This is a genomic window from Streptomyces olindensis (assembly GCF_040645895.1).
Classification (GTDB): Bacteria; Actinomycetota; Actinomycetes; order Streptomycetales; family Streptomycetaceae; genus Streptomyces; species Streptomyces olindensis.
Genome location: NZ_JBEYZD010000041.1, coordinates 1 through 22,785, shown reverse-complemented (window position 1 = coordinate 22,785; position 22,785 = coordinate 1). Strand labels below are relative to the sequence as shown.

At 72.1% G+C, this 22,785-nt stretch carries 18 protein-coding genes and 1 riboswitch; of the genes, 8 read left to right on the top strand and 10 right to left on the bottom strand.

The annotated features are described in order from the left end of the window. Nucleotides 1–21 precede the first annotated feature (21 nt). The 3 genes from ABZ948_RS25120 to sepH all read left to right on the top strand — a co-directional run bounded on the left by ABZ948_RS25120 (nucleotide 22) and on the right by sepH (nucleotide 4,106). Entirely contained in the window at nucleotides 22–1,260 is a 1,239-nt protein-coding gene (locus ABZ948_RS25120) for an MFS transporter (RefSeq protein WP_359763074.1), read from the top strand. Then, nucleotides 1,220–2,539: a D-arabinono-1,4-lactone oxidase gene (locus ABZ948_RS25115; RefSeq protein WP_359763072.1), complete on the top strand. Its 1,320-nt coding sequence runs from the start codon at nucleotides 1,220–1,222 to the stop codon at nucleotides 2,537–2,539. The genes ABZ948_RS25120 and ABZ948_RS25115 overlap by 41 nt, the downstream gene beginning before the upstream one ends. 526 nt (nucleotides 2,540–3,065) lie before the next feature. Beyond that, nucleotides 3,066–4,106, top strand: coding sequence for a septation protein SepH (gene sepH, locus ABZ948_RS25110; RefSeq protein ID WP_359763070.1), 1,041 nt, complete (start codon nucleotides 3,066–3,068; stop codon nucleotides 4,104–4,106). Between the two features lie 75 nt (nucleotides 4,107–4,181). Here sepH and ABZ948_RS25105 read toward each other — a convergent pair whose 3' ends face one another. Continuing rightward, on the bottom strand, nucleotides 4,182–5,033 hold the full coding sequence (locus tag ABZ948_RS25105) for a sulfurtransferase (RefSeq protein WP_359763068.1): 852 nt from the start codon (nucleotides 5,031–5,033) through the stop codon (nucleotides 4,182–4,184). Between the two features lie 325 nt (nucleotides 5,034–5,358). Here ABZ948_RS25105 and ABZ948_RS25100 point away from each other — a divergent pair, with 325 nt between their 5' ends. Further along, complete coding sequence (locus tag ABZ948_RS25100) at nucleotides 5,359–6,162, top strand: VOC family protein (RefSeq protein ID WP_359763066.1); 804 nt, start codon at nucleotides 5,359–5,361, stop codon at nucleotides 6,160–6,162. A gap of 20 nt (nucleotides 6,163–6,182) precedes the next feature. Here ABZ948_RS25100 and ABZ948_RS25095 read toward each other — a convergent pair whose 3' ends face one another. From ABZ948_RS25095 to ABZ948_RS25080, 4 genes are all read right to left on the bottom strand, one after another. Continuing rightward, nucleotides 6,183–6,833 (bottom strand): thymidine kinase, encoded by a 651-nt coding sequence (locus ABZ948_RS25095; RefSeq protein ID WP_031116866.1) that lies wholly within the window; start codon nucleotides 6,831–6,833, stop codon nucleotides 6,183–6,185. Between the two features lie 59 nt (nucleotides 6,834–6,892). Next, nucleotides 6,893–8,089 (bottom strand): alkaline phosphatase family protein, encoded by a 1,197-nt coding sequence (locus tag ABZ948_RS25090; protein WP_359763063.1) that lies wholly within the window; start codon nucleotides 8,087–8,089, stop codon nucleotides 6,893–6,895. Beyond that, nucleotides 8,089–8,676, bottom strand: coding sequence for a DUF5998 family protein (locus ABZ948_RS25085; RefSeq protein ID WP_031116868.1), 588 nt, complete (start codon nucleotides 8,674–8,676; stop codon nucleotides 8,089–8,091). The genes ABZ948_RS25090 and ABZ948_RS25085 overlap by 1 nt, the downstream gene beginning before the upstream one ends. A 73-nt stretch (nucleotides 8,677–8,749) precedes the next feature. Beyond that, nucleotides 8,750–11,716, bottom strand: a complete 2,967-nt coding sequence (locus ABZ948_RS25080) for a bifunctional acetate--CoA ligase family protein/GNAT family N-acetyltransferase (protein ID WP_359763061.1) — start codon at nucleotides 11,714–11,716, stop codon at nucleotides 8,750–8,752. Nucleotides 11,717–11,890: 174 nt separating this feature from the next. On the opposite strand from ABZ948_RS25080, the gene ABZ948_RS25075 reads away from it, so the two are divergent. After that, a complete protein-coding gene (locus ABZ948_RS25075; RefSeq protein WP_114255742.1) occupies nucleotides 11,891–12,172 on the top strand; it encodes an HPr family phosphocarrier protein in 282 nt (93 codons plus the stop codon). A 192-nt stretch (nucleotides 12,173–12,364) separates the two neighbouring features. Here the strand turns inward: ABZ948_RS25075 and ABZ948_RS25070 are convergent, their stop codons facing one another. From ABZ948_RS25070 to ABZ948_RS25055, 4 genes are all read right to left on the bottom strand, one after another. Beyond that, the gene (locus tag ABZ948_RS25070) at nucleotides 12,365–13,060 is read right to left on the bottom strand and encodes a GntR family transcriptional regulator (protein ID WP_031116871.1); all 696 of its coding nucleotides are present in this window, start codon (nucleotides 13,058–13,060) and stop codon (nucleotides 12,365–12,367) included. A 184-nt stretch (nucleotides 13,061–13,244) separates the two neighbouring features. After that, nucleotides 13,245–14,033, bottom strand: a complete 789-nt coding sequence (locus ABZ948_RS25065; RefSeq protein WP_359763058.1) for a M23 family metallopeptidase — start codon at nucleotides 14,031–14,033, stop codon at nucleotides 13,245–13,247. A 13-nt stretch (nucleotides 14,034–14,046) separates the two neighbouring features. Continuing rightward, nucleotides 14,047–14,211, bottom strand: a riboswitch (cyclic di-AMP (ydaO/yuaA leader). Nucleotides 14,212–14,402: 191 nt separating this feature from the next. Beyond that, complete coding sequence (locus ABZ948_RS25060; protein ID WP_359763056.1) at nucleotides 14,403–15,791, bottom strand: M16 family metallopeptidase; 1,389 nt, start codon at nucleotides 15,789–15,791, stop codon at nucleotides 14,403–14,405. After that, on the bottom strand, nucleotides 15,788–17,158 hold the full coding sequence (locus ABZ948_RS25055) for a M16 family metallopeptidase (RefSeq protein WP_359763054.1): 1,371 nt from the start codon (nucleotides 17,156–17,158) through the stop codon (nucleotides 15,788–15,790). The genes ABZ948_RS25060 and ABZ948_RS25055 overlap by 4 nt, the downstream gene beginning before the upstream one ends. Before the next feature lie 243 nt (nucleotides 17,159–17,401). Between ABZ948_RS25055 and ABZ948_RS25050 the strand changes: the two genes are divergently transcribed. Next, complete coding sequence (locus ABZ948_RS25050) at nucleotides 17,402–19,858, top strand: DNA gyrase/topoisomerase IV subunit A (protein WP_359763052.1); 2,457 nt, start codon at nucleotides 17,402–17,404, stop codon at nucleotides 19,856–19,858. Between the two features lie 25 nt (nucleotides 19,859–19,883). Here ABZ948_RS25050 and ABZ948_RS25045 read toward each other — a convergent pair whose 3' ends face one another. Beyond that, on the bottom strand, nucleotides 19,884–20,942 hold the full coding sequence (locus tag ABZ948_RS25045; RefSeq protein ID WP_359763050.1) for a CobW family GTP-binding protein: 1,059 nt from the start codon (nucleotides 20,940–20,942) through the stop codon (nucleotides 19,884–19,886). A gap of 340 nt (nucleotides 20,943–21,282) precedes the next feature. On the opposite strand from ABZ948_RS25045, the gene ABZ948_RS25040 reads away from it, so the two are divergent. Together ABZ948_RS25040 and ABZ948_RS25035 are read left to right on the top strand one after the other, a co-directional pair. Beyond that, nucleotides 21,283–21,819, top strand: coding sequence for a DUF6082 family protein (locus tag ABZ948_RS25040; protein ID WP_359763048.1), 537 nt, complete (start codon nucleotides 21,283–21,285; stop codon nucleotides 21,817–21,819). Nucleotides 21,820–22,498: 679 nt separating this feature from the next. Beyond that, a complete protein-coding gene (locus ABZ948_RS25035) occupies nucleotides 22,499–22,738 on the top strand; it encodes a hypothetical protein (protein WP_031116879.1) in 240 nt (79 codons plus the stop codon). Nucleotides 22,739–22,785: the final 47 nt, after the last annotated feature.

Genomic DNA, 22,785 nt, shown 5'->3' with positions numbered 1-22,785 from the left:
CTGAGCCCTTCGGAGACCCCGTTGCCCAGTCCTTACCGCGCCCTGTTCGCCGCCCCCGGCACCAAGGGCTTCTCCGCCGCGGGCTTCCTCGGCCGGATCCCGGTGTCGATGATGGGCATCGGCGTGGTCACGATGATCTCCCAGCTCACCGGGCGGTACGGCCTGGCCGGTGCCCTGTCGGCGACGATCGCGCTGGCGGCGGCGCTCGCCGGACCGCAGGTCTCGCGTCTGGTGGACCAGTACGGGCAGCGGCGGGTGCTCCGCCCGGCGACGCTGTTCTCCCTCGCGGCGGCGGCCCTCCTGCTGCTCGCCGCGCACTACAAGTGGCCGGACTGGGTGCTGTTCGTGGCCTGTGTCGGCATCGGCTGCGTGCCGAGCGTCGGCGCGATGATCCGGGCCCGCTGGGCGGCCCTGTACCGGGGCACGCCGCAACTGCACACCGCGTACTCCTTCGAGTCGGTGATCGACGAGGTGTGCTTCATCTTCGGGCCGATCATCTCCATCGGCCTGTCCACGGCCTGGTTCCCGGAGGCCGGACCGCTGCTCGCCGCCTGCTTCCTGGCGGTCGGGGTGTTCTGGCTGACCGCGCAGCGCGCCACCGAGCCGGAGCCGCACCCGCGCGAGCGCAAGGGCGGTGGCAGCGCGCTGCGCGCGCCGGGGCTCCAGGTCCTGGTGGCCACCTTCGTCGCCACCGGGGCGATCTTCGGGGCCGTCGACGTGGTCACCGTGGCCTTCGCCGACGAGGAGGGGCACAAGGCCGCCGCGAGCATCGTCCTCGCGCTGTACGCGGCGGGCTCCTGTGTGGCGGGCATGGTCTTCGGGCTGCTGCACTTCGCCGGGGCGCCGGAACGTCGGTGGTTGCTGGGCGTGTGCGCCATGGCCGTGAGTATGATCCCACTCCTACTGGTCGGAAACTTGCCGTTCCTGGCCGTGGCGCTGTTCGTTGCGGGTCTGTCCATCGCTCCGACGATGATCACGACCATGTCCCTCATCGAAGAGCACGTACCACGCGCGCAGCTCACCGAAGGAATGACCTGGGTGAGCACCGGGCTCGCGGTGGGGGTCGCGCTCGGCTCCTCCGCGGCCGGCTGGGTGATCGACGCGGCCGGGGCGCGTGCCGGGTACGGGGTTCCGGCGGTGTCCGGGGCCGTCGCGGTCGCGGTGGGTTTCCTCGGGTACCGCCGGCTCAAGCGACCGGCACCGGGTCGGGGAGGCTCCGTTGAGCAGCACAGCGAACGGAAAGAACGGCACGTGGCGTAACTGGGGCGGCAACGTCTTGGCGCGTCCCGCGCGGGAGGTCGCCCCGGCCTCCGTCGACGAGCTGGCCGCCGCCGTGCGGCAGGCCGCCGAGGACGGGCTCACGGTGAAGGCCGTCGGCACAGGGCACTCCTTCACGTCCATAGCCGCCACGGACGGTGTGTTGATCCGCCCTCAACTGTTGACCGGCATACGCGGCATTGATCGCGAGAACATGACGGTCACCGTGGAGGCCGGCACCCCGCTCAAGAGGCTCAACATGGCCCTCGCGCGTGAGGGTCTGTCGCTGACCAACATGGGCGACATCATGGAGCAGACCGTCTCCGGGGCCACGAGCACCGGCACGCACGGCACGGGCCGCGACTCCGGCTCCATCGCCGCCCAGATCAAGGGTCTGGAACTGGTCACCGCCGACGGCTCGGTCCTGACCTGCTCCGAGAAGGAGAACCCGGAGGTCTTCGCGGCCGCCCGGATCGGCCTCGGCGCGCTGGGCATCGTCACGGCGATCACGTTCGCCGTCGAGCCGGTGTTCCTGCTCACGGCCCGCGAGGAGCCGATGCCGTTCGAGAGGGTCCTCGCCGACTTCGAGGAACTGTGGGCCGAGAACGAGCACTTCGAGTTCTACTGGTTCCCGCACACCGGGAGCACCAACACCAAGCGCAACAACCGCAGCGCCGGCCCGGAGAAGCCGGTGCCGCAGCTCCAGAGCTGGTTCGAGGACGAGTTCCTCTCCAACGGCGTCTTCCAGGTGGCCAACTGGGTCGGCCGCGCGGTGCCCGCCACGATCCCCGCGATCGCGCAGATCTCCAGCAAGGCCCTGTCCGCGCGGACTTACACGGACATCCCTTACAAGGTCTTCACGTCCCCCCGCCGGGTGCGCTTCGTGGAGATGGAGTACGCCGTTCCGCGTGCGGCCGTCGTCCAGGCGCTGCGTGAACTGAAGGCCATGGTCGACCGCTCCGGGCTGAAGGTCAGCTTCCCCGTGGAGGTGCGCACCGCCCCGGCCGACGACATCACGCTGTCCACCGCCTCCGGCCGGGACAGCGCGTACATCGCCGTCCACATGTTCCAGGGCACGCCCTACCAGCGGTACTTCACCGCCGCCGAGCGCATCTTCACCGCCCACGAGGGCCGTCCGCACTGGGGCAAGGTGCACACCCGGGACGCCGAGTACTTCTCCCGGGTGTACCCGCGTTTCGACGAGTTCACGGCGCTGCGGGACCGTCTCGACCCTGATCGGCGGTTCCAGAACGACTACTTGCGCAGGGTTCTGGGGGCGTAGACGACGCGCCCGAAGTGGCGTGCTCGGCATCCTCGCCCCACGGTGCCCCGGGACGGTCCGGTCGCGACGCCGCCGTCACCCCTGGAACCCGAGTCCGAACCCCTGAACTCGGCGGACAGTGGAGGGGCTTGTTCCGATTCCGACGATTACGTGAAGTTCCCCACGTTCAAGATCGAGGAATCCGGGCAATGGACGACCGAGTCCCACCCCTTGCCAGAAGTTGGACGGCGTGCCAATCCACGCACGTGGCCCAAATGGAGTACTGTTGCGAGCCCTGGGTCCGGTCTCCCGTCAGGGTGTACGGGGCCTTTAAGGACCGCCGGGAGGGGGCTAGTTGCACAGGGTGACAGAGTTCGTCACTTAGCGTTGCGAATAGGTAACCGTGCCATAACGGCGATCCAGGGCCCGCGCCCGACACGCCGGGCAACTCGGCAAGGTTGTGGCAGGCTGCACCCGGGCAGGCCACACTCGACTAGCGGAAGCAGCGACGCACGTGACGTCGGCAGGCACCACCCGGGAGGTCCCCATGCCCGAACTGCGTGTCGTGGCCGTCTCGAATGACGGCACACGGCTGGTGCTGAAGGCTGCGGACAGCACGGAGTACACGCTTCCGATCGACGAACGGCTCCGCGCCGCCGTGCGCGGCGACCGTCCCCGCCTCGGCCAGATCGAGATCGAGGTGGAGAGCCATCTCCGCCCCCGCGACATCCAGGCGCGTATACGTGCCGGCGCGACCGCGGAAGAGGTCGCGCAGATGGCAGGCATCCCCGTCGACCGGGTCCGCCGCTTCGAGGGACCCGTGCTCGCCGAGCGGGCGTTCATGGCCGAGCGGGCCCGCAAGACCCCCGTCCGCCGCCCCGGCGAGAACTCCGGTCCGCCGCTCGGCGAGGCCGTGCAGGAGCGGCTGCTGATGCGCGGGGCCGACAAGGACACCGTCCAGTGGGACTCGTGGCGTCGTGACGACGGCACGTGGGAGGTCCTGCTGGTCTACTGCGTCGCGGGCGAGCCGCACTCGGCGAGCTGGACGTACGACCCGCCCCGGCGGCTCGTCCAGGCCGTCGACGACGAGGCCCGCTCGCTGATCGGCGAGTCCGACGACCTCGCCGCGCCCGAGCCCAGCTTCCCGTTCGTGCCGCGGATCGCCCGGCTCCCGCGCGACAGACCGCTGGACCGTTCCGCCGACCGCGAGCGGCCCAGCCTGCCCGCGGCGGCCTCCGAACCGGTCGAGGAGAGCAGTGGCGAACGGGACTCGCTGACCAGCCTGCTGGAGGCGGTGCCCAGCTTCCGCGGCGACCTGGTCGTCCCGGAACGCCCGGCGCCGGAACCCGAGGAGGAGCCCGTCGCCGAACCCGAGGCCGAGGAGCCCCCGGCTCCCGCCGCCTCGGCCGGTGCCGGTTCCGCCTACGCGGACGTCCTCATGCCGCGCTCCGTCGGCAGCCACCGCGACCGGCTCATCGGCGCCACCGACCGCCAGGCAGAGGCCGACGGCGTCCGCCCGGGCCGCAGAGCGGCCGTCCCCAGCTGGGACGAGATCGTGTTCGGCACGCGGCGCAAGAAGCAGGAATAGCAGGAGTAACCGCCCGACCGGCTGTACGAGCACGAGGGCCGCGCCGACCGGGCGCGGCCCTCTTCTCGCGTCGGACTACTGGGGATCCGGCCCCACCGCGACCGGTCGGCCCGGGTCCGAGGACCACTCCGACCACGACCCGACGTAGAGGTCCGCCGGAATGCCCGCGACCGCCAGCGCCAGGACCTCGTGGGCCGCCGAGACGCCCGACCCGCAGTACACGCCGACCCGTGCGCCCTCGGACACGCCGAGCCCCTTGAAGCGCTCCCGCAGCTCCTCGGCGGGGAGGAAGCAGCCGTCCGCCCCCACGTTCTCCGTGGTCGGCGCCGACACCGCACCCGGGATGTGCCCGGCCACCGGGTCGATCGGCTCCACCTCGCCCCGGTACCGCTCCCCCGCCCGCGCGTCCAGCAGCACCCCGGACCGCGCCAGCCCCGCGGCGGCGTCGGCGTCGAGCAGCCCCGTCGCTCCCGGCTCCGGCACGAAGTCACCCTCCTCGGGCGTCGGCACGGACTTCTCCAACGGCCCCTCCCAGGCCGGCAGCCCGCCGTCGAGGACGCGCACGTCCGGGTGGCCCGTCCAGCGCAGCAGCCACCACGCCCGGGCCGCCGCCCAGCCCTCGCCGCCGTCGTAGACGACCACCGGAGTCCCGGACGACACGCCCGCGCGGCGCATCGCGGCCCCGAAACGCGCGAGATCGGGCAGCGGATGACGGCCGCCCTCGCCCGGCGCGGAGGCCAACTCCCGGTCCAGGTCGACGTAGACGGCACCCGGGAGGTGCCCTGCCTCGTACGCGGCCCGGCCGTCGAAGGGCGGCTCACCGGCCGCCTTGGCCGCGGTGAGCTGCCAGCGGACATCGAGCAGGACCGGCGGGTTGGCGCCCGCCAGGACGCTCGCGAGGTCGGATGCGGAGATGATGGCGTTCATGGCCCCATCCTCGCGCACGGGCCGCGGCCGAGCCGCCCGCCTCCGGCCGCCCGGCCCGGCCGGGCGGCACCTCCGGTCACCCGGCCCGACCCCTCCGGTCACTCGACCCGACCCCTCCGGCCACCGGCCCGGCCGCGCCGGTCACCCGCCGCACGGGAACAAGCACCTGGTGCACAGCTGAACGACACCTGCCCATAAGCGTGCCGTGAGGGACAGCGCCGAGCACATCGGGCATTCTCCCGGACAAGGGTCGTCCCACAGGGCGTACCCGCCCCACGAGGGCCGCCGAGAACACGGCCGGCACGAGGCCGAGAAGAGAGTGACGATGACCGACGCACGGGGGTCCACCGGCCCGCACGGCCCAGCGCCCGCTCGGCACACGCCCGGCACGCCCTGCTGGGTGAGCCTGATGGTGCACGGCCTGGCCGCCACCGAGGAGTTCTACAGGGCGCTGTTCGGCTGGGAGTTCCGGCCCGGCCCGCAGCAGCTCGGCCCGTATGTGCGCGCCCTGCTCGACGGGCACGAGGTGGCCGGCATCGGTCAACTGCCGCCGGACCGGCACCTGCCCATCGCGTGGACGCCCTACTTCGCCTCGCAGAACGCCGATCTGACGGCCGAGACCGCGCGCAGTTGCGGCGGCACGATCGGCGTGGGCCCGCTGGACGCCGCCGACGCCGGCCGGCTGGCGATCGGTTCCGACCCGTCGGGCGCGGTCTTCGGCATCTGGCAGGCCGCCGCGCACCTCGGTACGGCCGTCTCGGGCGTCCCCGGCACGCCCGCCTGGAACGAGCTGCTGACCTTCGAGACCGCGAGCGTCGCCAAGTTCTACCGGGCGGTGTTCGGCTACGAGGAGGAGCCGGTGGTCTCCGCCGACTTCGACTACGTGGCCCTGCACCTCGGCGGGCGGCCCGTCGCCGGGGTCCACGGCCTGGGGCAGGCCCTGCCCCGGGACCGGGGCCCGCACTGGGTGACGTACTTCCAGGTCGCCGACCTCGACGACAGCCTGGACCAGCTTCTCCACCTGGGCGGACACGTCCTCAAGCCGCCCCACGACACGGCACACGGCCGCGTGGCGACCGTGGCGGATCCGGAAGGGGCGCGGTTCGCGCTGCTCCAACCGGCGGCCTGACGGCCCCTGGCGACCGCTGGTCAGACGGAGGTCACCGGCAGTACGTCCGGCGACAGGGCCGCCGCCCGGGCCGTCGCCGCGGTCATCCGACGGCGGTGATGGCGGCGGCACAGCACCTCGTAACCGACCTCGTCGGCGGAGTGCGTGACGTCGCCGACGACCACTTGGGCGCCTTCGACGACCATCACGCCGCCTATCGTGCGGGCGTTGTGCGTGGCCCGGGCTCCGCACCAGCACAGCGCCTCGACCTGGAGCACCTCGACCCGGTCGGCCAGTTCCACCAGCCGCTGGGAGCCGGGGAAGAGCTTGGAGCGGAAGTCGGTCGTGATGCCGAAGGCGTAGACGTCCAGGCCCAGGTCGTCGACGACGCGCGCGAGTTGGTCGATCTGCTCCGGCGCGAGGAACTGCGCCTCGTCGGCGATCACGTAGTCCGCGCGGCCGCCCTGCGAGAGGTGGTCGACGAGGTAGGCGTAGAGGTCCTGCCCGTCCTCGACCTCCACCGCGTCCGTGACCAGGCCGAGGCGCGAGGAGAGCTTGCCCTCGCCGGCGCGGTCGTCGCGCGAGAAGATGACGCCCTGCAGGCCGCGCGCCGAGCGGTTGTGCTCGATCTGGAGAGCCAGCGTCGACTTCCCGCAGTCCATCGTTCCGGAGAAGAACACCAGCTCGGGCATGACGAGTTGAGCACCTTTCGGCGGAGGGATCGGCGGGTGGAAGGGGTCGGCGTGCGGTCTCAGGAGCGTACTTCGAGCAGGGGGACCAGCTGCTCGGCAGGGGTCATCGAACCGTGGTTGCCGACCATCGCCGACTCCTTCGGCTCCCGCTCGGAGGCGATGAGCAGGACGTCGTCCCGCGCGGCGGCGACCACGTCGCCGATACGGCTGTACACCCGCTCGTCGATGCGCGGCCCGAACCAGCCCGCCGCGATCGCCTCGTCGCGCGAGGCGACCCAGAACTGCTCGCCGAGCACCTCGCGCCAGCAGGTCAGGACGTCGTTCGCGGCGCCCGGCACGGCATAGACGTGACGGGCGCGGCCCTCGCCGCCGAGCAGGGCGACCCCGGCGCTCAGCTCCCAGTCCTCGTCGAAGTCGATGCGGTGCTCCTCGTCGAAGGGCACGTCGATCATGCCGTGGTCGGCGGTGATGTACAGGGCGCTGCGCGGCGGCAGTTGCTCGGCCAGGCGCTGGGCCAGGCGGTCGGCGTACATGAGCTGGGCGCGCCAGGCGTCGGAGTCGACGCCGAAGCGGTGGCCGGCGCCGTCGACCTCGGCGAAGTACGTGTAGACCAGGGAGCGGTCGCCCGCGGCGAGTTGCTCGGCCGCCAGGTCCATGCGGTCCTCGCCGGTCAGCCGCCCGAGGAACGTTCCGCCGCTGAGTGCGACCTTGGTGAGCGGGGTGTTCTCGAAGGTCGGGGACGACACCTGCGCCGCGTGCACGCCCGCCTCGTGGGCCAGCCGGAAGACCGTCGGGTACGGCTGCCAGGGGCCGGGCGGGGCCCACGGCTGCCAGCGCAGCTGGTTCATCAGCTCGCCGGTGTCCGGGTTGCGCACCGTGTAGCCGGGCAGGCCGTGCGCGCCGGGCGGCAGGCCGGTGCCGACGGAGGCGAGGGAGGTCGCCGTGGTCGCCGGGTAGCCGGCGGTCAGCGGACGTCCGGTGCCGCCGCGCGAGGTGGCGAGCAGGGACGTCATGAAGGGGGCGTCCTCGGGGTGTGCCTTCAGCTGCTCCCAGCCGAGGCCGTCGATCAGGAACACGCAGTTCCGGTCGGCGGGGGTCAGCTCGGAGATCGTGGCGCTCATGCCCGGCACGCCCAGGCCTGCGGCCAGCGTGGGCAGGAGGTCGGCGAGCGAGCCCCTGCCGTACTCGGGGACCGGGGCGGAGGCGACGGCGAGCGGTTCGGGGTGGTGGTCCCAGGCCGTGTACGGCTGTGCCATCAGCGGGCGGTGTCCGCGGTCGCCTCGGAGAGGGCCTGCGCGAAGGCGAGTGCCTGGCGCACGGTCTCCGGTCCGTCCCCGGCCTCGCTGACGCGCAGGCTGAGGTCGTCCGCCGTCGAGTTGCCGGTGTAGCCGTGGTCCGCCTCGCAGTTGGGGTCGCCGCAGGCTGCGGGCTCCAGGTCGATGCGGGAGACCGCGCCCCAGCCGATGGTGAGCACGACCTCGCGGGGCAGCGTGCCCGGCTTGTACGACTCCGGGTTGGCGACCACGCGGCTGACCACGATCGAGGAGATGCGGCCGATCTTCACGGACTCCGTCGACGTCGTGGCGTAGGGCGTCGGGGAGGTGCTGTCGGCGGCCTGCTCGTCGGTGTGGCTGACGATGAAGCGGTTGTCCGTGAGGACGAGCACCGTGACGTGCCGGCGCACCTCGTTCTGGTCGAACGTCGTCTCCTGGTGGACCAGGTACGACCGGATGGGCTCGCCGCCCACGGCGGCCTCCACCGCCTCGGCCACGAGGGCCGGGTAGTAGCCGCTGCGCTCGATCGCCGCCCGCAGCCCCTGGGTCGTCGTACTGGTCTTGGCCATGACGCCCATCCTACGGGGGACCACTGACTGCGAGGCACAGCTCGCCCCCTGTCGGTACGCGGGGAGGGTCCGCTCAGTAGGCGGGGAGGGTCCTGGGGCCGAGGTCGTCGCGGGCGGGCGGTGGTGCGAGGCGGACGGAGGCGCCCAGGACGCTCAGTCCGTGCGAGGCGACGACGACCGGTTCGAGCGTGACCGCGACGACCTCGGGGTGGTCGTCCACCAGCCGGGACACCCGCAGCAGCAGCTCCTCCAGGGCGCGGGTGTCGGCCGGTGCGGAGCCGCGCCAGCCGAACAGCAGCGGGGCCGTGCGGATCGACCGCACCAGCGACGTCGCCTCGCGGTCGGTGACCGGGATCAGCCGGTGGGCCGTGTCCCCGAGCAGCTGCGAGGCGGCGCCGGCCAGCCCGAAGGAGAGCACCGCTCCGGCCGCGGGGTCGATGACGGCCCGTACGACGACGTCGACGCCGCGCGGTGCCATGCGCTGCACGACGGGGCGCAGCTCGTCCGGTGAGCCGAACAGCTCGGTCAACTCTTGGTACGACCGGCGGAGTTGGTCCTCGTCGGCGAGGTCGAGGCGGACGCCGCCCAGGTCGGCGCGGTGCCTGAGGTGCGGGGCGGTGGCCTTGAGGGCGACGGGGTAGCCGAGGGTACGGGCGGCCTCGGCGGCGGCGTCGGCGGTCGGGGCGGGCAGGGCGCGGTGGACGTGGATGCCGTAGTGGCCGAGCAGGTCGCAGGTCTCGTCCGTGCCGAGCGTGAGCCCTTGCCCGCGAGCGAGGAGCCCGTCGATCAGCGCGGCGGCGCCCTTCTCCTCGATGTCCTCGTACTCGGGCACCTTGCCCGGTTCGGCGGCGTCGCGGCGCCACTGCGCGTAGGTGACGGCCTGGGCGAGGGCACGGACGGCGCGCTCGGCCGCAGGGTAGGCGGGGATGAGGTGGGCGCCTTCGGGGGTCTCGGCGGTGGGCGGCCCTGCTTCGGCGGGCGGACGTTCCCCGGCGGGCGGACGTCCTGTGGCGGACGGCCGTTCTGCGGTGGACGGCCGTTCTGCGGTCGGCAGCCGCTCTCCGGTCGACGGGTGTTCTCCGCTCGACGGTCGTTCCTCGGTGGGCGGTCGTTCTTCGGTGGGCGCCGAGCCGGAGGCGATCTGTGTGGGTTTGCCCGCCTCGATCTGTGGTGCCGTGCTCGCCGCCGCCGACAGGGCCTCGGCCAGGCCGCCGAGCTCCACGTGCACGACCAGGACCGGCTTGGCGGGGGCCGCGGCCGCCGCCGACCTCAGGGCCTCCGCGAGGGCCGCGTCGGCGACGGAGCCCTCCCCCACCGCCGGTATGGCGGTGACGACGACCGCGTCGCAGCGGTCGTCGGCCAGCGCGCGGGCGAGGGCCGCGTGGAAGTCCGCCGCGGAGGCCGCCGTGGTCAGGTCCTGCGGCGGGTGTGGCCGGAGGCCCTCGGCGAGGCACGCGTCGTACGTGAGCAGTCCGAGCGACTCGGAGTTGCCGAGGATGGCCACCCGGGGGCCGGCGGGCAGGGGCTGGCGCGCGAGCAGGAGGCCGGCGTCCACCAGCTCGGTGATCGTGTCGACCCGGATCACGCCGGCCTGCCGCAGCAGGGCCGAGACGGTCGCGTGGGGCAGCCGCGTCGCCCGTACGGCGTGCCCCTGGGGAGCGGCTCCGTGGCGCGCGCCCTGAACCACGACCAGTGGCTTCGCGGCGGCCGTCCGGCGGGCGAGGCGCGTGAACTTGCGGGGGTTGCCGATGGACTCCAGGTACATGAGGACGACGTCGGTGTCCGGGTCCTCGTACCAGTACTGGAGGACGTCGTTGCCGGAGACGTCGGCCCGGTTGCCGGAGGAGACGAAGGTCGAGACGCCGGTCACGCCCGTGACGCCCCCGCCGCGGCGGTGCAGCCGGGACAGCAGGGCGATGCCGATGGCGCCGGACTGGGCGAACAGGCCGATCCGGCCCGGGCGAGGGGTCTCGGGGGCGAGGGAGGCGTTGAGGCGCACCTGGGGGGAGGTGTTGATGATGCCGAAGGCGTTCGGTCCGATGATCCGCATGCCGTACGTGCGCGCCTGCCGCACGAGGGCGCGCTGGCGTTCGCGCCCGTCGGAGCCGCTCTCGGCGTATCCGGCGGAGACCACGACGAGCCCCTGCACGCCGTGTTCGCCGCACTCGGTGACGACCTCGGGGACGTGCTCGGCCGGCACGGCGACGACCGCCAGGTCCACGGGGCCGTCGATGTCCCGCACGGAACGGTGGGCGGGCACCCCGTCGAGTTCCTTCTGTCCCTCGGGGAGGGCCTTGTTCACGGCGTACAGCCGGCCGGTGAAGCCGGCGTCGCGGATGTTGCCGAGGACGCTGCGGCCCACGCCGCCCGGGGTGCGTCCGGCGCCGATGACGGCGACCGAGCCCGGCGCGAGCAGCCGCTGCACGGAGCGCGCCTCGGCACGGTGTTCGCGCGCGTACTGCACGGCGAGGGAGCGGTCGGTCGGTTCGAGGTCGAACTCCAGACGGACGACGCCGTCCTCGAAGCTGCGCTTCTGGGTGTACCCGGCGTCCGTGAACACCTTGATCATCTTGGTGTTGGCGGGCAGCACCTCGGCGGCGAAACGGCGGATGCCACGCTCGCGGGCGACGGCGGCGATGTGTTCGAGCAGGGCGGAGGCGACCCCGCGGCCCTGGTGGGCGTCCTGCACCAGGAAGGCGACCTCGGCCTCGTCGGCAGGTCCGGAGGCGGGCGTTCCGTCCGGGCCGATCCGGTCGTAGCGTACGGTGGCGATGAACTCGCCGCCGACCGTGGCCGCGAGTCCCACCCGGTCCACAAAGTCGTGGTGCGTGAAGCGGTGGACGTCCTTGGCGGACAGGCGAGGGTACGGCGCGAAGAAGCGGTAGTACTTCGACTCGTCGGAGACCTGCTCGTAGAAGCTGACCAGGCGATCGGCGTCATCAACGGTGATGGGCCGGATGCGCGCGGTACCCCCGTCGCGCAGCACCACGTCGGCTTCCCAGTGGGCGGGATACTCGTGCCGGTCCGGCGAGGTCTGCATGGGCCCCAGAGTACGGCTAGCGTCCGACAGCGGCGCGAGGCAGTCTGTGGAGGGCGTCAGTCGGGTCGAGGCCGCGATCCGACGGCACCCCCGGAGTGGAACGACAGGACCGCTCCGGGCTTCACGTATGGAAAACTGGTCTAGACAACCCTGAACACCGAAGGGCAGCAACACATGGCTGAGCGCCGCGTCAACGTCGGCTGGGCCGAGGGCCTCCACGCCCGCCCCGCCTCCATCTTCGTCCGAGCCGCCACGGCCGCAGGCGTCCCGGTGACGATCGCCAAGGCTGACGGCACCCCCGTCAACGCGGCCTCCATGCTGGCCGTCCTGGGCCTCGGCGCCCAGGGCGGTGAGGAGATCGTCCTCGCCTCCGACGCCGAGGGTGCGGACGCCGCCCTGGACCGGCTGGCGAAGCTGGTCTCCGAGGGCCTGGAAGAACTGCCCGAGACCGTCTGAGCATTCTTCCGCGCCTGATCCGGCGCTCCTGAAGGGTCCGTCCGGTTTTCCGGGCGGGCCCTTCGCTTTTCCCCGGCCCCGGGTCGCGCAATTCCCGTCCAGGAGGAGCTCCCAGAGGGCGCGGAATTTCCGTTCGGGGGCAGCAGAAATAAACCCCCGCGAATTAGCCACTCTTTGTATACGGCTCCCGTGTTAATGCCGCAGGCTCGCCGTGTTTACGGGATGTTGCGAGTTCCTCACACGGTCGGCGCGCTCCCCGGCGGAGCCGAAACGGAGCCGGTGGGCGGCCGTCGCGCGCTCGGTGTGCAGCGCCGTGACCGCCCGCGCGCGCTCGCTGTCACCGCGCGCCACCGCGTCCACGATCGCGCCGTGCTCGCTCCAGGACTCCACGGGACCGGCGGGTGCTTCCACGGTGTACATCCAGGCGATCTTGTGCCGGAGCTGGGTGAGCACCGACGTCAGCGCGGGGCTGCCGGAGGCCTGGGCGAGCGTCTCGTGGAACCAGCCGCCCAGAGAGCGCAGGTCGTCGCTGTTGCCCCGGCGGGCACGCTCCTGGCCGAGCCGGACCAGGCCGCGCAGGACCTTCAGATGGGCCTCGGTGCGGCGCTGGGCGGCGCGGGCGGCGCCGAGCGGCTCCAGCAGCATGCGCATCTCCAGCAGGTCGGCGGCCTCCTGCTCGGTGGGTTCGGCGACGCACGCGCCCGCGTGCCGCCGGGTCACCACGAAGCCCTCGGCCTCCAGGGTGCGCAGGGCCTCCCGGACGGGCACCCGCGAGACGCCGTAGCGGCGCGCCAGGAGTTCCTCGGTGAGCCGGCTGCCGCGTTCGTAGACACCCGCGACGATGTCGTCCCGGATGGCCGTGCACACCGAGTGCGCGGGAATACGCATGACCGACCTCCGTTTAATCCCCGTGAAACGTCGACGAGTGACGCGTGTCCGTGACTCTATTGCAATGAGCCGGAATTTCCGACGGCAGCCCGGAATCCATGGATATTTTTTGGACAGTCGGCCGCCGTAAACGCCGAAAGCCCCGGCTCGGTGAGCCGGGGCCTCGGGGAGCGGGCGGGTGCCGTCAGACGTTCACGCCGTGCGAGCGGAGGTAGGCGAGGGGGTCGATGTCCGAGCCGTACTCGGGGCTCGTCCGGGCCTCGAAGTGCAGGTGCGCGCCGGTGACGTTGCCGGTCGCGCCGGACAGGCCGATCTGCTGGCCGGGCGTGACCTGCTGGCCCACCGAGACGCCGATGGACGACAGGTGGCCGTACTGGGTGTACGTCCCGTCGTTCATCTTGATCACGACCTGGTTGCCGTAGGCGCCGCCCCAGCCCGCCTCGACGACCGTGCCCATGCCGACCGAGTGGACGGAGGTGCCGCTGGCGGCGTGAAAGTCGATGCCGGTGTGGCTGCCGGAGGACCAGACGGCGCCGCCGGCCTTGTAGCCGGTGGAGACGTAGGAGCCCGGGATCGGCGAGACGAAGCTGTTGAGGCGCTTGCGCTCGGCCTCGCGGGCGGCGCGCTCCTTGGCCTCGCGGGCCTCCTCGGCCGCCTTCTTGGCCTTCTTCGCCGCCTCGGCGGCCCGCTCACGCGCGGCCTCCTCGGCCTTCTTCTTGGCGGCGGCCTCCTCGGCCGCGTGCTTCTGCGCGACGGCCTGGGCGTCGATCTGCTGGGCCACGGTGTCGCCCATGGTGACGACGGGGGTGAGGCCGGTCTGCTCGGGGGCGGGCTCGGCGGCGAAGGCGGCCGGAGCGGCCACGGTGCCGATGACGCCGGTGGTGGCGAGGGCCGCGACCCCCGCCGCGCGGGCCGTGCCGCGGTGGATCCTGCTGGGACGACGATGCTTCCCGGTGGCGCGGGTGAACGCCATGGAGTGCCTGGTCCTTTCCTTCCTTCTCGCCTACCGGGTTAGCTGACGGGTTCGGAGCAGGAAGGTCTCCTACGGACCCCCTCGCGGCTCGCGCGGGCGTCCGATTCACCCCAGGGACTGCGGTTGGGTCCCCGGCTCCCCTGGCTCGCGCCGTACGGGGACTCGGCGATGACTGTCCGGTGCCGCGGGTGCGGCGCACTGCCTGACGAACAGCCCGGACGACGCTAAGCGGGGCCACTTTCAATTCCCAAACGGATCCGCCGTTTTGTAGCGCATCCCACAGGGCAGACAGGCAACCTCCGTACCAATTCGGGCATAAAGGAGCCCTGGTGCCTTAGGAAGACAACCAGGGCTCCTCGCGCGCGTGCCCTACTCGGCGGCGACGACCGTGACTTCGCCGATGCCGAGGGCCTCCACCGGGCCCTTGATCTGCGCCGCGTCACCCACGAGCACGGTCACCATACGGTCCACCGGGAAGGCGCTGACGGCCGCCGCGGTGGCCTCCACGGTGCCGGTCGCGGCGAGCTGCCGGTACAGCGTGGCCTGGTAGTCGTCGGGCAGGTGCTGCTCGACCTGGTCGGCCAGGGTGCTCGCGACGGCCGCCGCGGTCTCGTACTTGAGCGGCGCGACGCCGACCAGGTTCTGCACGGCGACGTCCCGCTCGGCGTCGGTGAGCCCCTCGGCGGCGAGGGTGCGCAGCACCGTCCAGAGGTCCTGGAGGGCGGGGCCGGTGTTGGGGGTGTCCACGGAACCGCTGATGGCGAGCATCGCGGCACCGGTGCCGTCCGGGGCGGACCTGAGGACCTGGGCGAAGGAGCGCACCCCGTAGGTGTAGCCCTTCTCCTCGCGCAGGACGCGGTCCAGGCGCGAGGTGAGGGTGCCGCCGAGGCAGTACGTGCCGAGCACCTGGGCGGGCCACACGCGGTCGTGCCGGTCGGGGCCGACGCGGCCGATCAGGAGCTGCGTCTGGACGGCGCCCGGGCGGTCCACGATGACGACGCGGCCCGTGTCGTCGGCGGTCACCGGCGGCACCGGCCGGGGCTCGGCCGAGGAGCCGGTCCAGGTGCCCAGCGTGTCGCCGAGCAGGGTGTCGAGGTCGATGCCGGTGAGGTCGCCGACGACCACGGCGGTGGCCGTGGCGGGCCGGACGTGCTTCTCGTAGAAGCCGCGCACGGCCGTGGAGTCGATCGCGGCGACCGTCTCCTCGGTGCCCTGCCGGGGGCGCGACATGCGCGAGTCGGCGGGGAACAGCTCCTTGGAGAGCTCCCTGGCCGCGCGGCGGGAGGGGTTGGCCAGCTCGTGCGGGATCTCGTCGAGGCGATTGCGGACCAGCCGTTCGACCTCGCTGTCGGCGAAGGCGGGCGCCCTGAGGGCGTCGGCGATCAGGCCGAGCCCCTTGGCGAGCCGGGAGGCCGGCACCTCCAGGCTCAGCCGGACACCCGGGTGGTCGGCGTGCGCGTCGAGGGTGGCGCCGGCGCGCTCCAGCTCGGCGGCGAACTCCTCGGCGGTGTGCTTGTCGGTGCCCTCGGAGAAGGCCCGGGCCATGATCGTGGCCACGCCGTCGAGGCCGGCCGGCTCGGCGTCCAGGGGCGCGTCCAGCAGCACCTCCACGGCGACGACCTGCTGGCCGGGGCGGTGGCAGCGCAGCACCGTCAGGCCGTTGTCGAGCGTGCCGCGCTCGGGGGCCGGGAAGGCCCACGGCTTGGCGTCGCCCGCCTGGGGCCGGGGGTGGAAGTCCATCGTGGCGAGCTCGGTCACTTGGCCGCCTCCTCGTTCTCGTCGCCGGCCGCGGCTGCGGTGTCCTCGGCTTCGTCGGTCTCGTCGGCGACGGGCTCGTAGACGAGCACCGCGCGGTTGTCGGGGCGCAGGCGGGCCTTGGCGACCTCCTGGACCTCCTCCGCCGTGACCTCCAGCACGCGCTGGACGGCGGTCAGGGCGAGCTGCGGGTCGCCGAACAGCACGGCGTACCGGCACAGTTCGTCGGCGCGGCCCGCGACCGTGCCGAGCCGGTCCAGCCACTCGCGCTCCAACTGGGCCTGGGCGCGCTCCATCTCCTCGGCCGTGGGGCCCTCCTCGGCGAACCGGGCGAGCTCCTCGTCGATGGCGGTCTCGATGACCGGCACCTCCACGTCACCGGAGGTCTTCACGTCCAGCCATCCCAGGGAGGGCGCCCCGGCGAGCCGCAGCAGGCCGAAGCCCGCGGCGACGGCCGTACGGTCCCGGCGCACCAGACGGTTGTAGAGGCGGGAGGACTCGCCGCCGCCGAGGACGGTGAGGGCCAGGTCGGCCGCGTCGCACGCGCGCGTGCCGTCGTGCGGCAGGCGGTAGGCGGCCATCAGGGCGCGGGCCGGGACCTCCTCCTCGACGACCTCCCGCAGCTGCTCGCCGATGATCTCCGGCAGCGAGCCGTCGCGCGGGGCGGGCTTGCCGTCGTGACCGGGGATGGAGCCGAAGTACTTCTCGATCCAGGCCAGGGTCTGCTCCGGGTCGATGTCGCCGACCACGGAGAGGACGGCGTTGTTCGGCGCGTAATAGGTACGGAAGAAGGCCCGCGCGTCCTCCAGGGTCGCCGCGTCCAGGTCGGCCATCGAACCGATCGGGGTGTGGTGGTAGGGGTGGCCCTCCGGGTAGGCGAGGGCGGTCAGCTTCTCGAAGGCGGTGCCGTAGGGGACGTTGTCGTAGCGCTGGCGGCGCTCGTTCTTGACCACGTCCCGCTGGTTCTCCATCGACTCGTCGTCGAGGGCGGAGAGCAGGGAGCCCATGCGGTCGGCCTCCAGCCAGAGGGCGAGCTCCAGCTGGTGGGCGGGCATGGTCTCGAAATAGTTGGTCCGCTCGAAGCTGGTGGTGCCGTTCAGCGAGCCGCCCGCGCCCTGGACGAGCTCGAAGTGGCCGTTGCCCTTCACCTGGGCGGAACCCTGGAACATCAAGTGCTCGAAAAGGTGAGCCAGGCCGGTACGGCCCTTGACTTCGTGGCGCGAGCCGACGTCGTACCAGAGGCACACCGCCGCGACCGGGGTCAGGTGGTCCTCGGAGAGCACCACGCGCAGGCCGTTGGCCAGGCGGTGCTCGGTCGCTGTCAGGCCCCCGGAGCCTGCCTGGGCTGTGGCCGTGTGACCCATGGGCATGTACGTCCCTTCGATCGCGGAGCGGTCTTCACAACCGCGGATTCCTGCCGGTCCTGCCACTGTATGCAAGCGTGCGAACCGCTGGTGAAGTTCCCGGGCGGGGTACGCGGAGAGCGTGACCGGTGACGGGTGCCGGACGGGGTGCGGCGGCCGGAGGACGGGTCCTGGTCCCGGTTGTCAGTGCGGCGGTCCACAATGGTCGGCGTCAGATCTCGTTCACGCTTCAGCAAGGAGCCGGCAGCGATGGCCCGCCGCAGCACGAAGACCCCGCCGCCCGACGACTCGTACGAGGAGAGGATCCTCGACATCGACGTCGTCGACGAGATGCAGGGCTCCTTCCTCGAGTACGCGTACTCGGTCATCTACTCCCGCGCCCTGCCGGACGCCCGTGACGGCCTCAAGCCGGTGCACCGCCGCATCGTCTACCAGATGAACGAGATGGGCCTGCGCCCCGAGCGGGGCTACGTGAAGTGCGCCCGTGTCGTCGGCGAGGTGATGGGCAAGCTGCACCCGCACGGCGACGCGTCGATCTACGACGCCCTGGTGCGCATGGCCCAGCCCTTCTCGATGCGCGTCCCCCTGGTCGACGGCCACGGCAACTTCGGCTCGCTGGGCAACGACGACCCGCCCGCCGCCATGCGGTACACCGAGTGCCGGATGGCCGAGGCGACCAGCCTGATGACGGAGTCGATCGACGAGGACACCGTCGACTTCAACCCCAACTACGACGGCCAGGAGCAGGAACCGGCGGCGCTGCCCGCCGCCTTCCCGAACCTCCTGGTCAACGGCGCCTCCGGCATCGCGGTCGGCATGGCGACGAACATGCCGCCGCACAACCTGCGCGAGGTCATCGCCGCCGCCCGCCACCTGATCAGGCACCCGAACGCCGATCTCGACGCCCTGATGAAGCACGTCCCCGGCCCGGACCTGCCCACGGGCGGCCGCATCGTCGGCCTGTCCGGCATCCGGGACGCCTACGAGACGGGCCGTGGCACGTTCAAGATCCGGGCGACGGTGTCCGTGGAGCCGGTGACGGCCCGCCGCAAGGGCCTCGTCGTCACGGAGCTGCCCTTCACGGTCGGCCCCGAGAAGGTCATCGCCAAGATCAAGGACCTGGTCGGCTCCAAGAAGCTCCAGGGCATCGCCGACGTCAAGGACCTCACCGACCGCGAGCACGGCCTGCGCCTGGTCATCGAGATCAAGAACGGCTTCGTGCCGGAGGCGGTCCTGGAGCAGCTGTACAAGCTGACGCCGATGGAGGAGTCCTTCGGCATCAACAACGTCGCCCTGGTGGACGGCCAGCCGCTCACGCTGGGCCTCAAGGAGCTGCTGGAGGTCTATCTCGACCACCGCTTCACCGTCGTACGGCGCCGTTCGGAGTTCCGCCGGGGCAAGAAGCGCGACCGGCTGCACCTGGTCGAGGGTCTGCTGACGGCCCTGCTGGACATCGACGAGGTCATCCGGCTGATCCGCTCCAGCGAGAACTCCGCGCAGGCCAAGCAGCGTCTGATGGAGCAGTTCTCGCTGAGCGAGGTGCAGACGCAGTACATCCTGGACACGCCCCTGCGGCGCCTGACCAAGTACGACCGCATCGAACTGGAGACGGAGAAGGACCGGCTCAACGCGGAGATCGAGGAACTGACCCGGATCCTCGACTCGGACGCGGAGCTGCGCAAGCTCGTCTCCTCGGAACTGGCCACGGTCGCCAAGAAGTTCGGCACCGACCGGCGTACGGTCCTGCTGGAGTCGGGCGGCGCCCCGGTCGCCGCCGTGCCGCTGCAGGTGGCCGACGACCCGTGCCGGGTGCTGCTGTCCTCGACTGGTCTGCTGGCCCGTACGGCCAACGGCGAGCCGTTCGCCGAGGACGCCGCCGCCAAGCGCGTGAAGCACGACGTGATCGTCTCGGCGGTGCCCGCCACCGCTCGCGGCGAGGTGGGCGCGGTCACGTCGGCGGGCCGGCTGCTGCGGCTGAACGTCGTCGACCTGCCCCAGCTCCCGGAGTCGATGCCGACGCCGAATCTCGCCGGGGGTGCCCCGCTGGCCGAGTTCGTCTCCCTGGAGGACGACGAGACGGTGGTCTGCCTGACCACGCTCGACGAGTCCTCGCCCGGCCTGGCGCTCGGCACGGCCCAGGGCGTGGTGAAGAGGGTGGTGCCGGACTACCCGGCCAACAAGGAAGAGCTGGAGGTGATCACCCTCAAGGAGGGTGACCGGATCGTCGGCGCGGTCGAGCTGCGCACGGGCGAGGAGGATCTGGTCTTCATCACCGACGACGCCCAGCTGCTGCGCTTCCAGGCGTCCCAGGTCCGCCCGCAGGGCCGCCCGGCCGGCGGTGTGGCCGGCATCAAGCTCTCGGAGGGCGCGAAGGTCATCTCCTTCACGGCGGTGGACCCGGCGGCGGACGCCGTCGTCTTCACGGTCGCGGGCTCGCGGGGCACGCTGGACGACTCCGTCCAGACGACGGCCAAGCTGACCCCGTTCGACCAGTACCCGCGCAAGGGCCGAGCCACCGGTGGCGTCCGCTGCCAGCGGTTCCTGAAGGGCGAGGACTGCCTGTCCCTGGCCTGGGCGGGCCCGGCTCCCGCTCTCGCCGCCCAGAAGAACGGCAGCCCGGCCGACCTGCCGGAGACCGACCCGCGCCGCGACGGCTCGGGGGTCTCGCTGGCCAAGACGGTGGCGGTGGTGGCCGGGCCGGTCTAGGCGGGCCGGTCTAGGCCGGGCCGGTCTAGGCCGGGCCGGCGGGGTCCTCGTCGGGGTCCCGTACGTACCGCAGGACGCCCCACATGCCGTGTTCGTCGGCGTGCGGGGCGTCGCTCCGGCACGCGTCGAGCTCCTTGTCGAGGGCGGGGGCGTCGATGCCGGAGCCGATGAGGACCAGCTGGGTGAGGCGTTCCTCACCGGCCGGCCAGGGCTCGGGGTAGAAGCGCAGGAACCGCCCGACGGCGTGGACGCCGTAACGGTTGCGGGCGTCGTACGGGCCGAAGTCGACGTACCCCTTGATCCGGTACAGACCGTCGGGCCGGCTGTCGAGGAACTCCATCAGCCGGCGCGGGTCGAGGGGCTCCCGCGAGACGAACGACAGGCTGTCGTACGCGGTGTGCAGGTGACCGGCGTGATCGTCCTCGCCGTGCTCGTGCAGGTCGTCGAAGGACAGCTGTCCGATGCGTTCCTCGCTCGGCCGGCAGTCGAAGAGGAACTCGGGGTCGATCCGGCCGTAGGTCGCCGGGACGACGGCGGCGCGGTCGACGAGGGACCGGACGAGTCCGAGGACGCGTTCGCCGTCCGCCGCCCGGTCCAGCTTGTTGACCACGGCGAGGTCGGCCAGCGCGAGATGCCGGTCGATCTCGGGATGCCGGGCCCGGGTGTCGTCGAACTCGGCGGCGTCGACGACCTCGACGAGCCCGCCGTAGACGATCCCCGGATGCTCGCTGGCGAGCAGCATCCGCACCAGTTCCTGCGGCTCGGCGAGACCGCTGGCCTCGATGACGATGACGTCGATGCCGAGGGAGGGCTCCGCGAGCCGCTCCAGGTACTGGTCCAGCTCGCTCGCGTCTACGGCACAGCACAGGCACCCGTTGCCGAGCGAGACCGTCGAGTCGCCGAGCGCTCCGGCCACGGCCATCGCGTCGATCTCGATGGCCCCGAAGTCGTTGACGATGGCGCCGATCCGGCTGCCTCCGCTGCGGTGGAGGAGGTGGTTGAGCAGCGTGGTCTTTCCCGAGCCGAGGAATCCGGCCAGGACGACGACCGGGATCTGCTGCGGTTTCGGGCTCCGCTGACTCACCGTGCGACCTCTCTCACGCCGATGCGTGCACCGGCTCGCGTTCCCGGCACACGGAGGAAATGGGGATGCCGCCCCAGGATACGAGCCTCAGAACGCGGCGATGTGAACGATTGTTAGCAGCACTCGCGGGGCAGACGTTGGGCATGGCGCCGGTTTGTGCGACCCTCGCTTCCCTCCGTGCGCCTCTCCTCCGCCTCCCCGCCGATCAGAGCCGCTCGGCACTCTGGGAGACGGAAAGCGCCGCCCACCGCGCGCCGGTCCCCTCCAGTCGACCCGCACCCCGACGACCGGCGGACGGCCGTCTGAATCGGGGGTTGACATGGCCACACAGAATTTTGCGATGCGAGGACTGAGGGCCACCGCCTCGGCCGGAATCGGCCTGGCGGCGGGCACCGTCGTCGCCCTGGCCGTGCAGTGGCCCAAGCTCCATGCGTTGCGTGCCCGGATCGAGCACCTGGAGGAGACCGCGCAGTCCCAGCGCCGCACCAACTTCGCCCATCAGCAGCGGCTGCACTGGGAGTTGCTGAGCAAGGCGATGGACGACCCGGAGCTGGCCGATGTGCTCGACGCCTACGACGGGACCGTGCCGCCCGGCAAGCTGCGCCAGTTCCTCTTCGCCAACGCCCTCTACACCAACGCCCTGTGCTACTACCGCATGGGCAACATGTCCCGGGAGGAGTTCTTCGGCTTCGCCCGGAGCATGCTGCAGAACCCGATCTTCCGCGAATACTGGTACGCCTCCCGCCCGCATCGGGCGACCCTGGTCGGGACGTCGGAAGAGGCACGGCTGGGACGCATGGTCGACGATCTCCTCGTGCAGTTGGAGGAGGCGGACGTCGAGGAGTGGTGGGTGGTGGGGGAACCGCCGGTTGAGTAGCGGGGTGGGGGTGGGCGGGGTGGGTCGGGTTTGGAGCCGGGGTCGAGTTTGAGGCCGAGGTCCGGTCCGAGGCCGGGGTCGGGTCCGAGGCCGGGGTCGGGTCCGAGGCCTGGGTCGAGTCTGAGGCCGGGGCCGGGTCCGAGGCCTGGGTCGAGTCTGAGGCCGGGGCCGGGTCCGAGGCCTGGGTGGGCTTCGAGGCCGGGGTCCGGTGCGGCGGCGGGTCGGGGCCGAGGCCCCGGGTCGGGTACAGCGTCGGGTCGGGTCCGAGGCGCGGGTCGGGTACGGCGTCGGGTGGGCCCCGTGGTGTCGCGGCGGCGACGGGCGTCGCCCGCTCGCCGGCGTGGGTGGCCACAGCTGTCGCGTTGGCGGACCCGAGCGCCCAGCCCCCCTCCGCCACACCGGCCCCGTCGGCCCCGTTCCGGCACCCCGCCGTAAGCGCCGCACCTCGTGGATCACTCTCCTGAAGGCATCACACGCCTGGGCGGTAACGAACCCATAAACCGGCGCGTTTGCCCAGGTGCCAACAAGGTTGACTACTGCGCATCCCGCGAACCGGGTCGACCACCGCCGAACCGCCGCTCCACGCCGCCCGGTTGTCGAGGCCGCGGCCCCACAGGGCCGCATCGCACCGCAGGCTACAGTGCGCACCAAGCCTCGAGATCAAAAGGAACGCCAGAACGTGAGCCACATCATCCGTCGGATTGGCACCCCTCCCAGCGCGCGGGGCAGTGCGACAGGTGCCAACTGCCCCGACATCTTCGAGCTGTCCGACGGCCGGTTCGCTGTGATCGGCACGGACCTCACCGAAGAACTCGACGGAAAGCTCCCCGCCGACGCGTCCCGGGCCGACTACGAGCGGATCGTGGTCGTCACGCGCAAGACGCTCATCGACGCCAAGGCCGACATTCCCGACGCCTGATCCGTCGGTCCCCATCGAACCGACGCCGCGGCCCGGCACCAGGAGGT

Bases quoted from the DNA above. Each gene is read 5' to 3' on its own strand.
- sepH (WP_359763070.1), top strand. From the start codon at position 3,066: ATGCCCGAACTGCGTGTCGTGGCCGTCTCGAATGACGGCACACGGCTG.
- ABZ948_RS25105 (WP_359763068.1), bottom strand. From the start codon at position 5,033: ATGAACGCCATCATCTCCGCATCCGACCTCGCGAGCGTCCTGGCGGGC.
- ABZ948_RS25100 (WP_359763066.1), top strand. From the start codon at position 5,359: ATGACCGACGCACGGGGGTCCACCGGCCCGCACGGCCCAGCGCCCGCT.
- ABZ948_RS25095 (WP_031116866.1), bottom strand. From the start codon at position 6,833: ATGCCCGAGCTGGTGTTCTTCTCCGGAACGATGGACTGCGGGAAGTCG.
- ABZ948_RS25090 (WP_359763063.1), bottom strand. From the start codon at position 8,089: ATGGCACAGCCGTACACGGCCTGGGACCACCACCCCGAACCGCTCGCC.
- ABZ948_RS25085 (WP_031116868.1), bottom strand. From the start codon at position 8,676: ATGGCCAAGACCAGTACGACGACCCAGGGGCTGCGGGCGGCGATCGAG.
- ABZ948_RS25080 (WP_359763061.1), bottom strand. From the start codon at position 11,716: ATGCAGACCTCGCCGGACCGGCACGAGTATCCCGCCCACTGGGAAGCC.
- ABZ948_RS25075 (WP_114255742.1), top strand. From the start codon at position 11,891: ATGGCTGAGCGCCGCGTCAACGTCGGCTGGGCCGAGGGCCTCCACGCC.
- ABZ948_RS25070 (WP_031116871.1), bottom strand. From the start codon at position 13,060: ATGCGTATTCCCGCGCACTCGGTGTGCACGGCCATCCGGGACGACATC.
- ABZ948_RS25065 (WP_359763058.1), bottom strand. From the start codon at position 14,033: ATGGCGTTCACCCGCGCCACCGGGAAGCATCGTCGTCCCAGCAGGATC.
- ABZ948_RS25055 (WP_359763054.1), bottom strand. From the start codon at position 17,158: ATGCCCATGGGTCACACGGCCACAGCCCAGGCAGGCTCCGGGGGCCTG.
- ABZ948_RS25050 (WP_359763052.1), top strand. From the start codon at position 17,402: ATGGCCCGCCGCAGCACGAAGACCCCGCCGCCCGACGACTCGTACGAG.
- ABZ948_RS25040 (WP_359763048.1), top strand. From the start codon at position 21,283: ATGCGAGGACTGAGGGCCACCGCCTCGGCCGGAATCGGCCTGGCGGCG.